Source organism: Sphingomonas plantiphila (assembly GCF_046000505.1).
GTDB classification, from domain to species: Bacteria; Pseudomonadota; Alphaproteobacteria; order Sphingomonadales; family Sphingomonadaceae; genus Sphingomonas; species Sphingomonas plantiphila.
This window is the reverse complement of the sequence record NZ_JBELQC010000001.1, coordinates 596,366-610,797: the sequence shown is the minus strand read 5'-3', so window position 1 is coordinate 610,797 and position 14,432 is coordinate 596,366. Positions and strand designations below refer to the sequence as shown.

Sequence of the window (14,432 nt, the reverse complement as noted above, 5' to 3'; positions counted from 1 at the left end):
GTGTCCAATCGAAGGTCAGTAGAAGACAGGATCGACGAAGAGTTTCGGGTGCTACGAGTTATTGAGCAGCATCCGGAATTTAGTCAGCGACAGATCGCCAAATCGGCGGGTGCCAGCCTCGGCGCAATCAATTACTGCATCCGCAGCTTGGTCGAAAAGGGATATGTGAAGGTTGAAAATTTCAGAAAATCGGAGTCGAAAGGGAACTACATTTACGTCCTGACCCCGAGTGGTATTGCAGCGCGAGCTGCGCTGACCGCCCAATTCCTGCGACGCAAGATCGCAGAATATGAAGTGCTCAAGGCCGAGATCGACACGCTGCGTCGGGAAGTGCAGACACCGCAGTTGGGGCGCCGCACGAGACCTGCCGAGCAGGAGGGGTATAGCGCATGAACGAGCGAGGAATAGCGACGCTTGACCGCGGTGATTCGCGGACAGAATTGAGCGGGGAGGTGTCGCCGTGGGACTGCTGAGGCGTTTCTTAGATGCGAATGTCAAAATATCGCAAACCCTGAACAGGCTCCTGCCCGACAGTCTTCAGGCGGACGGCAATCAAGTGTTTCTGAGGGACTTCGTCCCCGACAGTGTTTCCGAGGGTGACCGGGTGTATGACTTGGGGGGCGGGTCGCGGCCTTTCATTTCCCTCGACCGGAAGCGGGCACTCAATTTGACCATTATCGGGCTTGACATTAGCGAGGAGGAGCTGTCAGCCGCGCCCGATGGAGTTTACGACCGCGAGATCGTGGCCGACCTCACAAAATTCGTCGGCGACGGTGATGGCGATGTCGTCATCTGTCAGGCCGTGCTGGAACACGTTCGCGACGGGGCGGGCACCATGCGGGCGATCTCAAGTTGCCTTAAGCCCGGGGGGCGGGCTTTCATCTTCGCGCCCTGCCGTAATGCGATGTTCGCGCGGCTGAACCTGTTGCTTCCCCAAAGCGTAAAGGAACGGCTTTTGTTCACGCTGTTTCCAAGCAAGGCTAAAGGACATGACGGATTTCCGGCCTTTTATGACAAATGCACGCCGCGCGAGCTCGAGCAGCTCGCCGACGCTAACGGACTTAATATCGAGCATCGCCGTCTGTTCTGGATGAGCTCCTATTTCACTGTCCTTGCACCGGCATTCATTGCGTGGCGCCTGATTCAGGGCGCCAACTACCTTTTCCTCGGGGACAATGCAGCAGAGGCCTATATATACGTCTTGCGCAAGCGCACTCCCGCATCATCGGGTGTCGGCCTTGGTGACGCAGCCCCATCTTTCAGTTCCTAACGGAGTGCAGTTATTGGCCACCCATTCCCTCGAAGACCTGAAGGTCGCCGTCATCGGCTTGGGCTATGTTGGCCTGCCGCTCGCCGTCGAGTTCGGCAAGCAGCGGACGGTGGTCGGCTTCGACATAAATGCAACCCGTATTGCCGCGCTGAACTCTGGAGAAGATTCCACTCTTGAAGTCGAACCAGCTGAACTTGCAGAGGCGAGCCTGCTGCGGTTTACCACCAGCGTCGACGATATCGCCGAATGCAATCTCTACATCGTAACGGTGCCCACACCGATCGATGCGCACAAGCAGCCTGACCTGACGCCGCTAATCCGCGCATCGGAAACCGTGGGAAAAGTCCTGAAGGTCGGCGACATCGTGGTGTATGAATCGACTGTGTATCCAGGCTGCACCGAAGAGATTTGCGTGCCAGTGCTCGAGCGTCAGTCCGGCCTCAAGTTCAACCAGGATTTCCATGCTGGCTACAGCCCCGAGAGGATCAACCCAGGCGACAAGGAACACCGGCTGCCCAGTATCTGCAAAGTGACAAGTGGCTCCACGCCTGAGGTCGCAAATCTGATCGACGGCCTCTATGCTCAGATCATTGTCGCGGGGACGCACAAAGCCAGCAGTATCCGCGTCGCGGAAGCCGCGAAAGTGATCGAAAATACCCAGCGCGATCTCAATATCGCGCTCGTCAACGAACTGGCGATCATCTTCAACAAGATGGGGATCGACACCCAGGCGGTGCTGGAGGCGGCGGGGACAAAATGGAACTTCCTTCCGTTCCGGCCGGGGCTGGTCGGCGGACACTGTATCGGCGTCGATCCCTATTATCTCACGCATAAGGCGGAGGCGATCGGGTATCATCCGCAGATCATCCTGGCCGGACGCCGGCTCAACGATGACATGGGCTCCTTCGTTGTCGATCAGCTGGTCCGCGCGATGTTGCAGCGGCGGATTCATGTGAATGGCGCCCGTGCGCTGGTGATGGGCCTTACCTTCAAGGAGAATTGTCCGGACCTGCGCAACACCCGGGTTGTAGACATCATTCGCGCTCTTCAGAGTTATGGCGTCCAGGTGGATGTGTACGACCCGTGGGTCGATGGCGAGGAGGCCCGTCATGAATGCGGGGTGTCGCCGGTTGCCGAGCCCGAGGCGGGAGCCTATGACGCGGTCGTTGTTGCGGTCGCGCACGAGCAGTTTAGGTCGATGGCGCCGGCGCAGATTCGCGGCCTAGGCAAGTCCGAAAGCGTCCTGTACGATCTCAAGTCTATCCTACCGGCCGATATGTCCGATGCCCGGCTCTGACGCCGCGACCCCGGTCGCGCCCTTGCCTTTGGTTGGCGCGGTCGGGGCGCGCCACGGCGGCGCGCGGATCGGTGCGATGGAGAAATTCTACCAGCTGCTCACCCGTGACGAAAAGCGGCGCGGCCTCCTGTTGCTGGCAATGGCGGCTATGATGGCAATCCTGGAAACGGTCGGCGTCGCCTCGATCATGCCGTTCCTCGCGGTGCTGGGCGACACCTCGCTCGTGGCGAGCAACCCGGCGCTAGCCGCCGTTTATGACTTTATGGGCCGCCCGGATATGGGCGTGTTTCTGACTCAGCTCGGCATCGCTTCGTTCGTTGTGGTCCTGTCATCGGCCGGTTTCCGGATCGTTACCAACTATTTCCTGAACGACTATACCGAGATGATGCGCCACAGCCTGAGTGAGCGTCTCCTCGAAACTTACTTGCGGCAGCCCTACGAGTTCTTCATCCAGAACAACAGTTCGGACCTGGCGAAGAGCATTCTGTCCGAGGTCGATCAGATCACGCAGAATTTCATCCGGCCGCTGATCCAGCTCGTCTCCTATGGCGTCGTGGCGACCTGCATCGTCGCATTTTTGCTGATCCTCGACTTTGCGGTCGCGGTGATCGTGCTGGGCGTCATCGGCGGCTCCTATGTAGCAATCTTTTTGGCTGTCAACCGGGTGCTGGGACGGGTCGGACGCGAGCGGGTAGCCGCCAATCGCGAACGCTATTCGGCGGCGAGCGAGGCGCTCGGAGGGATCAAGGCGATCAAGTTGCTCGGTCGCGAGAGCGCCTATCTCAGCCGATTTCAAATCCCCTCGATCCGTCAGTCGAAAACCCAAGCGATCAACACCACCGTGGCACAGCTGCCGAAGTTTCTAATCGAGGCGATCGGATTTGGCGGTGTGATCGCGCTCGCGCTGGGCCTGCTCATAACGAAGGGTGGATCCTCGTCGAGCGGACTGGGACAGGTGCTGCCCGTACTCGGCATATATGCCTTTGCCGGCCTACGGCTGTTGCCTGCCGCGCAAAACATGTACAGCTCGGCGGCGAACATGCGGTTTGGCTTCGCGGCGCTGAATGAAATTCATTTCGACATGCGCGAACGCCAGCGACTTGCCGAGATACAAACGCAGGCGCCGGAGCGGATGCGCGTGTCGCGGTCAATTCGGTTTGATGGCATTTCCTACCGTTATCCCGGTGCGGCGCGCGATGCGCTGGCAGGTATAACTCTGGAAATCCCCGTCGGCTGCAAGATTGGACTGGTCGGCACCACAGGTTGCGGCAAGACAACTCTGGTCGATCTTCTGCTCGGGCTGCTCAAGCCTTCCGAGGGCGATATCCGTGTCGACGACGTTGCTCTCAACCCTGATAATCTGGGCGCCTGGCAACAGGCACTCGGCTATGTTCAGCAGGATATCTTCCTCGCTGATACAACCCTGGTCGGCAATATCGCGCTCGGTGTCGATCCAAACTCAGTTGATCGCGATCACGCAATTCGGTGTGCAGAAATCGCCGATTTGGCTGGATTTGTCATCGCCGAGATGCCTTGGGGCTATGACACCATGGTCGGCGAGCGCGGGGTCCGCTTATCAGGCGGTCAGCGGCAGCGCATCGGCATCGCCCGCGCTCTGTATCGCAAGCCCCAGGTCCTGATCCTCGACGAGGCGACCAGTGCGCTCGACAACCAGACCGAACAAACGGTGATGAACGCGATCTACCGGATGGGGGATTCGGTCACCGCCGTCATTATCGCGCATCGGCTGTCCACGGTGCGGGCCTGCGACCAGATCTATCTACTGGATAAAGGCAGTATCCGCGCGCACGGAACCTATGACGAGCTCATCGCAACGAGCGCGGAGTTTCGTCAGCTGGCGCAGCACGTAAGCTGATGGCAGGGCGCGCGCGTAGGATGGCGTGCGATATGCGCGTGCGGCCGGCGGGGGGGATCTGCAGGTGAGGGGCAGCGGGTCGCATACCAACCCCCAGCTGCGGGCGCATCTTCCTGCCGCGTTGCCGCGCTGGCTGCGCCGTCGCTGGCATCGCGCGCGAGGGGTAGACGTCGGTCCCGGCGCCGTGCTCTTCCACGGCGCGCAACTGCTGCGTTATCCGCGCAATATCACCATCGGCGCTGACGCGATCATCAAATCGGGCGCGCATCTCTGCCCCTGCCGCCCCGCGGCAACGATAACTCTTGGCGCCCGCACGACGCTCGGCTTTCACAGCTTCGTCTATGCTTCGGAACGGATCGAGATCGGCGACGACTGCATGATCGCGCCCTTCGTTTATATCGTGGACAGCGATCATGGCACGGTGGCCGGAACGAACATGAACCTCCAGCCGAACGTCACCCGGCCGATCGTGATCGGCAACGACGTTTGGATCGGCGCAAAGGCCATTATTCTTGCGGGCAGCAAGATCGGGTCGGGAGCGATCATCGCCGCGGGATCGGTGGTGCGCGGCGACGTGCCGCCGGGTGTCATCGTCGGGGGAATCCCCGCAAAAGAGATTGGGCGTCGTACATGAAGACCGGAATCATCATACTTTGCCGCCACAATTCGACGCGATTTCCAGGCAAGATCCTGACGGAATTGCGCGGACGCACAGTGCTCGGCCTGATCCTCGACCGGCTCCACCGCGCCGCACCCGACCTTCCCGTCGTCGTTGCGACGTCGACCGAAGCGGAGGACGATCCGATCGCGCTCTATTGTCGCCGTGCGGACGTGCCGTGCTTTCGTGGTAGCCTCAACGATGTTGCCGGGCGCTTTCTTGAGTGCGCCGAGGCGAACGGCTGGGACTATGCTGCACGGATCAACGGCGACAATGTATTCGTCGATGGCCGCACCGTCAGCGACATGGTGGCGATCGTCGAAACCGGCATGTTCGATTTGGTGACCAACGTTCCCGGCCGCACCTTTCCCTATGGTATGAGCGTCGAGATCGTCCGGACCGATTTCTATCGCGCTCAGATGAAAGACGTCAGCGACCCCCGCCATCGCGAGCATGTAACGTCTTGGTTGTACGACAACCCCGGGGTCGGCAATCGGTATGTGTACGAGAACCGGCGCTGCCCGGCGGCAACGGGGCTCGACCTGGCGCTGGACGATGCGGACGATCTAAAGCGGATACGGGCAATTTTGGATGCCGCCGGCCCCGACCCGGCGGGTCTTGCCATGCCGGCGATCGTCGATCTTACGACACGCGAAGCCGTACCCTCCCCTTGGCGCGGCGCCGCAGGCCCGTTGCTGATCGCCGAAATCGGCGGCAATCACGAGGGCAATTTCGAGGTTGCGAAAGCGCTGGCCGAAGCGGCGATCGGATCGGGGGCCGATGTGGTCAAGTTCCAGATCTACACCGGCGCCGCGCTGGTCAGCCCAGTGGAAAGCCCGGATCGCCACGCGCATTTCAAGCGGTTCGAACTGACCCCCGACCAGCATATCGAACTGGCGAAGATGTGCCGAAATGCGGGCGTCGCCTATCTCTCGTCCGTCTGGGATCTCGAAAGTCTCGATTGGATCGATCCCTATATGGACTTCTACAAGGTCGGGTCGGGCGACCTGACGGCATGGCCGTTGCTGCGCGAGTTCGCGCGGCGGGGCAAGCCGATCCTGCTTTCGACCGGACTCGCCACGCTGGATGAAATCCTTCAGACGGTTGCTACGATCCAGGCGGTCGACGATCGCTATCGCCGGCCCGAATGGCTGTGCGTGATGCAATGCACGTCGATGTACCCCATCCCCGACAGCGATGCGAACCTGCGCGTCATGGATACGCTGCGGGCGGCGACGGGACTCGCGGTGGGATATTCCGACCATACGATCGGTTCGGCGGCGTTGCGGGCGGCGACCGCGATGGGTGCCGAGGCGCTGGAGTTCCACTTCACGCTGAGCCGCGAGAACAAGACCTTCCGCGACCATCTCGTGTCGCTGACGGCCGATGAGGTTCGCGTGCTCAAGGACGAGATCGCGCAGATTTGCGCATTTCGCGGCAATGGTGAAAAAGTGCCTCAACCCAGCGAGGTCGAGGCCGGACATCTCGTCTCTTTCCGCCGCGGTGCCTTTGTATGCCGGCCCGTCGCCGCGGGCGCGGTGATCGCAGCGGACGACCTGTGCATCCTGCGCCCGGCGCACGGAACTGATGCCCGCGATTTCGGGCAGCTCGTCGGCGCGCGCGCCCTGCACGAACTCGAGCCCTTTCGCGCGATCGAAATCGGCGTCGATTATGAACCGGTGCAGTGAAATGAACGAGACAAGTTTGTCATTCGATCGTCGATTCCGGCGCTTTCAACGCGAGCGCTCGCGGCATGGCTGATAACTTTCTTGCAAACGGGCCGCTGGTCACTGTCTATATTCCGTGTCGCAACTATGGGCGCTTTCTGCGCCAAGCGATAGAAAGCGTGCAGCGCCAGCTCTATGCGAACTGGGAGATCATCCTCTTCGACGAAGCGTCCAAGGACGACACACATGAAATCGCCGATGATTTTCAGCGCGCCGACCCCGCCCGCATCCAGGTGGTCCATAATGCGACGCCCCGGGGGCTGCAGTGGATCGCCAACCGCGCGATCGAGACCGCGAAAGGCAAATATCTTGTCCGCCTCGATGCAGACGACTGGCTTGACGAAAGCGCGCTGCTGGCGATGGTCGCCAAACTCGAATCCGACCCGGCGCTCGGCCTCGTCTATGGAAACTATTATTATACCGACGCCGAAGGGAACATCTTGGGCGTCGAGCGCGGTTACGATATCGACGCGGAGGAGACGTCGGGCCATTTGCCGCCGCACGGGGCCTGTACCATGGTCCGCACCCGCGCGCTGAAGGCTGTCGGCGGCTATTCCGAAGATATCAACGCGCAGGACGGCTGGGAGTTGTGGTTCAAGCTGCGGGGCCGCGTGAAGGCAGCCAATCTCGACACGCCGATCTTCTACTATCGCCAGCATACGACATCGCTCAGTCGCGATTCCCAGCGGTTGCTGATGGCGCGGACAAAGATCCTCGCGCGATTGTGCAACACGCTTGAGGGCAGCTACAAGCCGACCTGCCTGGCGGTGATCGGCGTGCGCGAATCCTATCCGGACTTCCCCGGCGTTCCCTATCATCAGGTAGACGGACAGAGCCTGCTCGAACGCGCGGTGCGTTCGGCGTCGGAAGCGACGCGGGTCACCGACGTGGTCGTCACGTCGGAGAGCGAGGCGGTCTTGGCCTTTTCCGAACAGCTCGAACGCGATGGCCGCGTCCCGCCGCATCGGCGCCAGTTGCGACAGGTCGCTGCGGCCGAAAGCGCCGTTCCGCTCCGCGAGATCCTGTCCGAGGCATCAGCCGGCTATCGTGCGGTCCACGCATGCGATCCCGACTCGCTCGCGTTTCTCAGCATCCATGCGTTCAACCGGCGCGCCGAGCATGTCGACAAGGCATTGAGCGTCCTGCGCCTAACGGAATGCGATTCGGTGGTATCAGTCCATCAGGAGCGCGAGCCCGTTTTCAGCCATGGGCAGCAAGGCCTTCGCCTGCTCAATCCGGGGCGGCTTGAGGAGCTATCCTATGTCCGCGAACGCCTGTATCGGTTCAACGGCGCGATCCTCGCGCTGTGGAACGAGGTGATCGAGATGGGCAGCCTGCTCGGCGAGAGTGTCGCCTATATTGAGATGTCCGCGAAGGATTCGGTACAGCTCAAAGCCGACACCGTTTCCGCATTTTCGCTGTGAGCCCGATGAACCGCCCGCAGCATCCGACTTTTAAACACGGCGGTCTACAGCACAGCCGAGTGGGCTTACTCCGATCGATCGATCCGACATCTATTGTCTTGATCGCAGTCATCTCGGTCGCGCTGGGATATTTTCTCGCAAGTACTCTGGTCGTAACCGAGGCGCAGGATGCGTATCAGTATCGTCTCAATCTCGACCTCGGTGTTTATGACGAGAGCAATTCCACGCTGTTTGCGTTTGTAGTGCGGACCCTGGTCGCGTTATTCCCGTATGCGGACCCGTTCATTCTCATCGGTACCTTCACGTGCGCGTCGTATCTCTATCTGACGTTTCGTACTGGCGCAGCTTGGTACAAACAAGCAATATTTCTGGTTCTTCTTCTCTTACCCCTCCTAGAGTTCAACTATACGCAGGTGATCCGGCAGGGGGCCGCAAATGCACTCATTCTCCATGCCCTGTTCACCCCCGCTTGGCCTGTTGCGGCAGTGCTGCTTGTTGCAGGGGGCGCAATGCACTTAACTTACGCGCCTTTTGCGCTGGCAATTTTAGTGCGGCTCTATCTGTTTCGAAATGAGAGGGACCTGACATTGGTTCACACTCCGCGCGAAATTCGGTTTGACCGGATCGTCGTTATCGCGCTTCCACTACTATGGGCTATTTTGTTTATCTATCAGGATCAATTATTTTCGGAGGAGCGCACTGAAATTTATATTACTTATGACACCAACATTTTTAAGCGTGTAGGTGTCTCGAGTGCTCTCCTTGGCCTAGCGTGGCTGCTCTATCCAAAGACACGTGGCTCACTAGCAAGTTTTATGGCGTTCGCGACGGTCTCGGTTGCCATAGTACTTCCCTTCACTTATGATTTTCTAAGAATGCAGACCTATGTTATGCCGTTCATCGCATTCACTGCCTTGATGTGCCGTGATGATCGTCGCGCCTTGGCTGCGCTTGGAGTGTGCCTCGCCATCTCGCTGTATGTGCAGCCGAACTTCGACCGGGCAATGCCATGAAAGGGGCGAGCAAGCAGCCGAAAATCGGCGCCGTGCGTGCGCTATGCCTCCTTCAGAAGCCATATGATCTGATCAATGCCACCGAATATCTCGAACGGTATTACCCCGATGCCACTCTGGATGCCGCGGTCATTGGAATTTATGCCAATTCGCTCGCGGTAGCGGAGCTATGTAAGCAGCGGGGGATCCCGGTCACCCATATTGATGACCCGGATCTCTATGCCCGCTGGGTGGCCTATCTGAATGCTAAGCAGAACCTGTCGCGTGCATTGCTGCTTGTGGTCAAGGCGCTGATCCTTCCACTGGCTTATCTCTACTGGTTCTATGCGTTCTTTCGATTGCGTGCCCAACTGCGCGGAAACTGCTACGATCTGGTCATTCTCGATGCTTGGCGGTCAAAATGCTTTTATCTGAGCGCGATGCCCGCTGGCGCTTTAATCTCGATCACAGATGGCGGTTATTCGACACTCCATTACGGGCTGTGCCCAGCGTTTGAGCGCGGTGGCGCCCGTGAATTGGTCGCGACATCGCTCCGGCAACAACGGCCGCTGATGCCCGGTCTGCTGCGAAAGCTGGCCGTGGCGCGGTTCAGCGCCCAAACACCCTTCTTCACCTGCTATGCGCGGGAGTTTGCCGCGGACTGCGCGTTTCCCGTTCTAACCAATGACTATCGACATTGCAGCGCAGTCCTGGGCGCAAAGACCCTGCGGCGTGGCGTGATGATCATGGGCATTCCGCGTCTCAAACACATTGATACGTATATCCGCCATGCGCTGGATGCGCAGACGGCCGCGGGTCTGCCGCGGGACGTTGCGACGATCGAATATCGCTTTCATCCCACCGATCGCAACCGTACGCGCTTGGACGCCAACTATGGCAAGATGATCGAGCGTGGTGTCGCGGAACGCGGCATGTCATCGAGCTATCCGCGATACAGCCTTGAAATGGATTTCCTCGACCAAGCCGAAATTCCTGAGATCATTGTGACGTATGCGTCTTCAAGTGTACCTTGGATCGAACAGGTGTTCGGATCGCGAGTCCGGCTGATTCGGGTGGCGGATAGATAGAATGAATTTGGTCTTCGTTATCGGCTCGCTTGATATGGGCGGCGCGCAAAGAGTCGCGCTCAATCTCATCGGCGCGTGGCGTAAGCGGGGCTGGGCTGTCACGCTCGTGGTAACCTTCTCGGGCCGTGGATCTTCGTACTATGACATCCCGGAAGGCGTTGAGGTTGTGTATCTGGCGGACCTTGTCGGCGAGCGCACGCGCGGTGCGCTGGCGCGCATGCTAGCGCTCAGGCGACTTTTGAAGGCGAAATGTCCTGATCGCGTGGTCTCTTTTCTCACCAACGCAAATGTCATTGCCCTTGGCGCCGCCCGCGGGCTGAGACTGTCAGTCATTGTTAGCGAACGCAACTATCCTCCAGCAGATGTCCTCCCCCGTCGCTATGCGCTCGTGCGGCGCTTCATCTACCCCCTTGCCAGTCGGGTGGTGATGCAAACCAATCGAGGTGGCGAATGGTTGTCGCGCACGATTCTCTTAGCGCGGGGTGTTACCATCCCTAATCCGGTGGCGCTGCCTCTCCCGGTAACGGTTCCGAGGCTCGATCCCGGCACCGTAGTGGGTGTCGAGACGCGCCTTCTGCTGGGCGTCGGTCGCCTGGCCGCGCAGAAGGGCTTCGATGTCATGATTGAAGCATTTCGTCAGGTCGCAGATGAGCATCGAGATTGGCAACTCGTGATCGTCGGCGACGGTGATGAACGCGCCGCGCTCGAACGTCAGGTCGCGCAGGCGGGGCTCATCGATCGCGTTCATCTGGTCGGCGCGGCCGGAAATATGGGCGACTGGTACACCCGTGCCGATATCTTCGCGATGACATCGCGCTTCGAAGGTTTTCCGAACGCGCTGCTGGAAGCGATGGCGCACGGATGCGCGGTAATCAGCTTCGACTGCGATACAGGTCCCGCCGACATGATCGATCAAGGGCGAAACGGTGTGCTGCTCGGCGCGGCGCCCGACGCGGCGGAACTTGCCGGTGCATTGTCAGCGTTGATGACGGATGAATCGCGACGTGTGGCGCTCGCGGATGCGGCGCGCGCGGTGCTGGACCGCTTCTCGATGGATACCGTGCTGGCTCAATGGGACGCCGCTCTCAACATTGATTCGAGGCGGCAGGAGGGCGCATGCGCCGCCTGAAAATCTTGCAGGTCCTAACCAGTCTTGGCCCAGGCGGCGCCGAAAGACTGGTGCTGAACATGATGGACCGGTTCGACGTCGACCGGTTCGATGTACGGCTCGCGATCCTAATGGATGATCGACGGGCGCTGGACGTATATGGCCATACAGACGTGCCGGTGCAGGTATTCGACATGCGCGGTAAACGCGCGCCCGCGGCACTCGCGGCGATGCGGCGCTATATTGCGGCGCTGTCGCCCGATGTCATCCATGCGCATATGTTCCATCCGCTCGTGGCCGCAACGCTGACATCGGGGGGCGCCTCCCCCGCGCCCGCCCTGTGTTTCACCAGCCATTGCAACGAACTTGCCTTTCCCCCGCTGCGCTCGGCGATCGTGCGGTTGCTTCGGCGGCGGCGGACGGCCGACATCATCTTTGTCGAGGGTCAGCACCCTTCGCTGAACGCCCCTCATGTCGTGGTGATCCCCAATGGAGTGAACGTACCGGCGACGGTGCCGCCGCGCGCACCGTGGGAGCCGGACGGCCCGGTCCGGCTTGTCGCGATCGGGCGGCTGGCGGACCAGAAGGACCCGCTTGGCCTTATCCAAACCATCGCCACGCTCGACAATGAAAGGGTTACACTCGATTTCTATGGCGAGGGGCCGCTCCAAGACGAGATGCGGGCGTTGATCGAAAGGCTGAATTTAGGTGAACGCATCCGGCTCCGCGGCCTGTCGCGCGACGTGCGATCTGTGATGGGCGCCGCAGACATTATGGTGATGCCGTCCAAGTTCGAAGGCATGCCGATGGTGATGCTAGAGGCGGGGAGCGAGGCGATGCCCATTATCGCAACGCCAGTCGGTGCGATCGCGAGCATCCTTAGCCCGGACCGAGGCGTCATCGCCGAAGCGGAGGGGTTTGGCGCAGCGCTGGCGCGCATGATCGCAGAGCCGGACGCCTCGCTCGCAGCCGGCGCGCGACTGCGCGACTATATCGATGCGCATCATTCCATTGCGGCGACGACGCGGATGCATGAGCGGGTGTATGCCGGGATCGCGCCATCGGGACGGACCGTGCAGTCATGAGCGTTGTCGCATCTTTTACGCAAAGCTGGATTCGTCGGGGTCGTCCCCGGCTGAACGCGCAGTTATTTCGGCTGTTGTATGGCGCGCGAAACGTTCGTGCCGGCCGTGGCCTCCAATGCGATAGCCTTCCCCGCTGTTTGGTGGACGCAAGCGCGGAATTGATAATCGGCGACGATGTCGAGTTTCGCAGTGGAGTCGAGTTGCGCGTTCACGGTACCGCGCGGATCGTGATCGAGGACGGGGTCCGTATCGATCGTGGTGTACGCATTTTAGCGGCGAATCAGTCTCTGGTCCGGATTGGCGCCGGCGCTCGGATAGGCCTTTATTCGGTGCTAAATGGTGGGGACTGCATTCAGGTGGGCGCCAAAGCGTTGGTTTCGGGCTTTGTGTATCTCCAGTCGAGTATGCACAGTTTCAGTAAGACTGACGTTGCGATCAGCGAGCAAGGGTTTGAGCATGGCCCGGTCGTCATCGGCGAGGGCGCCTGGCTTGCCGCTCATGTTGTTGTGATGCCGGGGCGCACGGTCGGCGCTGGAGCAATAGTCGGAAGCAATGCCGTCGTGACTCAGGATGTTGACCCTTCTGCGATCGTTGCGGGCGTGCCAGCCAAACCCATCGGCACACCTAGGCACGCAAATTGAGTCCCGGATTTCCCGGTCGAAAGTGAATGAAGAATGCCCGTTGAAGACCGGCTCTGCGACGTCCCGCGCGCCCCGCACCTCCTGATCCTCGTGTCGAACGGGGAGTTTCTGCTATCACATCGCCGGGAGATTGCAGTCCATGCGCGCGGCGCCGGCTTCAAGGTTACTGTGGCCTGCCCGATCGATGGCGCGAGGGAAACGATCGAGGCGCTTGGCATTCGCCATCTGCCGATTCCGATGCGGCGTAAGGGCAGCACGCTTTGGAGTGAACTGCGTACCATCGCTTCGATCAGGACGATTTTGCTCGCCGAACGTCCCGACGTAGTCCATCTGATTACGGCCAAGCCGATCATCTATGGTGGCCTGTGGACGCGATTGTTTGGCATTCCGGCCGTAACTGCGGTGCCCGGCCTCGGCTATCTTTTCGCCAACCGGGGCCTGCGCGTCGGTTTGCTGCGCGAATTGGTAGTGCAGGGCTACCGGTTTGCAGTCGGTGGCCTGCGGAGCCACCTTGTTTTCCAGAACGCCGACGATCTTGCCATCTTTCGCGAGCGGGCAATCTTGAAGCACGACCGCTTCACGATGATCGCGGGTTCAGGCGTCGATCTCGAAGCGATTCGTCCGACCCCGCTGCCAGATGGGCCGGTCGTGGTCGTGCTTCCGGCCCGGTTGCTGCGCGACAAGGGCGTTATCGAATTCGTCGAGGCCGCACGGATACTCAAGGCACGCGGTATCGACGCGGTGTTCCGCTTGCTCGGCGACCCCGATGTCGGCAATCCGACCAGCATTTCGATGGCCGATCTGGCCGAGTGGCAGGACGCGGGCCTGATCGAATGGCATCCGCACACCAGCGATATCGGCTCGGCGCTCGCCCGCGCGCATATCGTGGCACTTCCCTCCTACCGCGAGGGTTTTCCTAAAACGCTGATCGACGCCGCAGCAGCGGGACGGCCGAGCGTGACGTCGAATGTTCCGGGATGCCGGGATGCTATCGTGGAAGGAGAAACCGGGATCTTGATCAAGGCGCGTGATGCGCGGTCGCTTGCGGACGGACTAGAACCCCTGATCGCGAATCGTGATACGCAAATCCGCATGGGACAGGCCGCGCGCGCGCATGCGGAGCACAATTTCGACGTTCGCGACGTCTGTGCCCGCCATCTCGAAATCTATTCGAACCTTGTCGGTGTAGGGAAATATGCGCCTTGTTGATGTCAAACTAAGGCGCTTAGCCTAAACTACTGAGAGCCACAGAGGCCGGATTACGTG

13 protein-coding genes are annotated in these 14,432 nt (G+C 60.3%); all 13 read left to right on the top strand.

The genetic code is table 11. From position 1 onward, the window contains the following. The 13 genes from ABS767_RS02765 to ABS767_RS02705 all read left to right on the top strand — a co-directional run bounded on the left by ABS767_RS02765 (position 1) and on the right by ABS767_RS02705 (position 14,375). On the top strand, positions 1-393 hold the full coding sequence (locus ABS767_RS02765; RefSeq protein WP_408076837.1) for a MarR family EPS-associated transcriptional regulator: 393 nt from the start codon (positions 1-3) through the stop codon (positions 391-393). A 67-nt stretch (positions 394-460) separates the two neighbouring features. Then, on the top strand, positions 461-1,270 hold the full coding sequence (locus tag ABS767_RS02760) for a class I SAM-dependent methyltransferase (RefSeq protein ID WP_408076836.1): 810 nt from the start codon (positions 461-463) through the stop codon (positions 1,268-1,270). 13 nt (positions 1,271-1,283) lie between these two features. Further along, positions 1,284-2,567, top strand: a complete 1,284-nt coding sequence (tviB, locus tag ABS767_RS02755) for a Vi polysaccharide biosynthesis UDP-N-acetylglucosamine C-6 dehydrogenase TviB (protein ID WP_408076835.1) — start codon at positions 1,284-1,286, stop codon at positions 2,565-2,567. Continuing rightward, positions 2,554-4,443 (top strand): ABC transporter ATP-binding protein, encoded by a 1,890-nt coding sequence (locus ABS767_RS02750; RefSeq protein ID WP_408076834.1) that lies wholly within the window; start codon positions 2,554-2,556, stop codon positions 4,441-4,443. Before tviB ends, ABS767_RS02750 begins: the two co-directional genes overlap by 14 nt. A gap of 121 nt (positions 4,444-4,564) precedes the next feature. Continuing rightward, positions 4,565-5,077 (top strand): acyltransferase, encoded by a 513-nt coding sequence (locus tag ABS767_RS02745; protein ID WP_408076833.1) that lies wholly within the window; start codon positions 4,565-4,567, stop codon positions 5,075-5,077. Continuing rightward, the gene (locus ABS767_RS02740) at positions 5,074-6,789 is read left to right on the top strand and encodes an N-acetylneuraminate synthase family protein (RefSeq protein WP_408076832.1); all 1,716 of its coding nucleotides are present in this window, start codon (positions 5,074-5,076) and stop codon (positions 6,787-6,789) included. Before ABS767_RS02745 ends, ABS767_RS02740 begins: the two co-directional genes overlap by 4 nt. Before the next feature lie 65 nt (positions 6,790-6,854). After that, positions 6,855-8,252, top strand: coding sequence for a glycosyltransferase family 2 protein (locus tag ABS767_RS02735; RefSeq protein ID WP_408076831.1), 1,398 nt, complete (start codon positions 6,855-6,857; stop codon positions 8,250-8,252). A gap of 5 nt (positions 8,253-8,257) precedes the next feature. Next, complete coding sequence (locus tag ABS767_RS02730) at positions 8,258-9,265, top strand: hypothetical protein (protein ID WP_408076830.1); 1,008 nt, start codon at positions 8,258-8,260, stop codon at positions 9,263-9,265. Continuing rightward, on the top strand, positions 9,262-10,332 hold the full coding sequence (locus ABS767_RS02725) for an NAD(P)-dependent oxidoreductase (protein ID WP_408076829.1): 1,071 nt from the start codon (positions 9,262-9,264) through the stop codon (positions 10,330-10,332). The genes ABS767_RS02730 and ABS767_RS02725 overlap by 4 nt, the downstream gene beginning before the upstream one ends. A gap of 1 nt (position 10,333) precedes the next feature. After that, positions 10,334-11,461 carry a glycosyltransferase family 4 protein gene (locus tag ABS767_RS02720; RefSeq protein ID WP_408076828.1) on the top strand — a complete coding sequence of 376 codons (1,128 nt, stop codon included), beginning with the start codon at positions 10,334-10,336 and terminating at the stop codon, positions 11,459-11,461. Beyond that, complete coding sequence (locus ABS767_RS02715; RefSeq protein ID WP_408076827.1) at positions 11,449-12,525, top strand: glycosyltransferase; 1,077 nt, start codon at positions 11,449-11,451, stop codon at positions 12,523-12,525. The genes ABS767_RS02720 and ABS767_RS02715 overlap by 13 nt, the downstream gene beginning before the upstream one ends. Continuing rightward, on the top strand, positions 12,522-13,166 hold the full coding sequence (locus tag ABS767_RS02710; RefSeq protein ID WP_408076826.1) for an acyltransferase: 645 nt from the start codon (positions 12,522-12,524) through the stop codon (positions 13,164-13,166). Before ABS767_RS02715 ends, ABS767_RS02710 begins: the two co-directional genes overlap by 4 nt. A gap of 33 nt (positions 13,167-13,199) precedes the next feature. After that, positions 13,200-14,375 carry a glycosyltransferase family 4 protein gene (locus ABS767_RS02705; protein WP_408076825.1) on the top strand — a complete coding sequence of 392 codons (1,176 nt, stop codon included), beginning with the start codon at positions 13,200-13,202 and terminating at the stop codon, positions 14,373-14,375. Positions 14,376-14,432 lie beyond the last annotated feature (57 nt).

What these genes read in the sequence shown, in the direction of transcription:
- ABS767_RS02735 (WP_408076831.1), top strand. Translation starts at nt 6,855, where the DNA reads ATGGCTGATAACTTTCTTGCAAACGGGCCGCTGGTCACTGTCTATATT.
- ABS767_RS02705 (WP_408076825.1), top strand. Translation starts at nt 13,200, where the DNA reads ATGCCCGTTGAAGACCGGCTCTGCGACGTCCCGCGCGCCCCGCACCTC.
- ABS767_RS02715 (WP_408076827.1), top strand. Translation starts at nt 11,449, where the DNA reads ATGCGCCGCCTGAAAATCTTGCAGGTCCTAACCAGTCTTGGCCCAGGC.
- ABS767_RS02710 (WP_408076826.1), top strand. Translation starts at nt 12,522, where the DNA reads ATGAGCGTTGTCGCATCTTTTACGCAAAGCTGGATTCGTCGGGGTCGT.
- ABS767_RS02725 (WP_408076829.1), top strand. Translation starts at nt 9,262, where the DNA reads ATGAAAGGGGCGAGCAAGCAGCCGAAAATCGGCGCCGTGCGTGCGCTA.
- ABS767_RS02720 (WP_408076828.1), top strand. Translation starts at nt 10,334, where the DNA reads ATGAATTTGGTCTTCGTTATCGGCTCGCTTGATATGGGCGGCGCGCAA.
- ABS767_RS02740 (WP_408076832.1), top strand. Translation starts at nt 5,074, where the DNA reads ATGAAGACCGGAATCATCATACTTTGCCGCCACAATTCGACGCGATTT.
- ABS767_RS02750 (WP_408076834.1), top strand. Translation starts at nt 2,554, where the DNA reads ATGCCCGGCTCTGACGCCGCGACCCCGGTCGCGCCCTTGCCTTTGGTT.
- ABS767_RS02730 (WP_408076830.1), top strand. Translation starts at nt 8,258, where the DNA reads ATGAACCGCCCGCAGCATCCGACTTTTAAACACGGCGGTCTACAGCAC.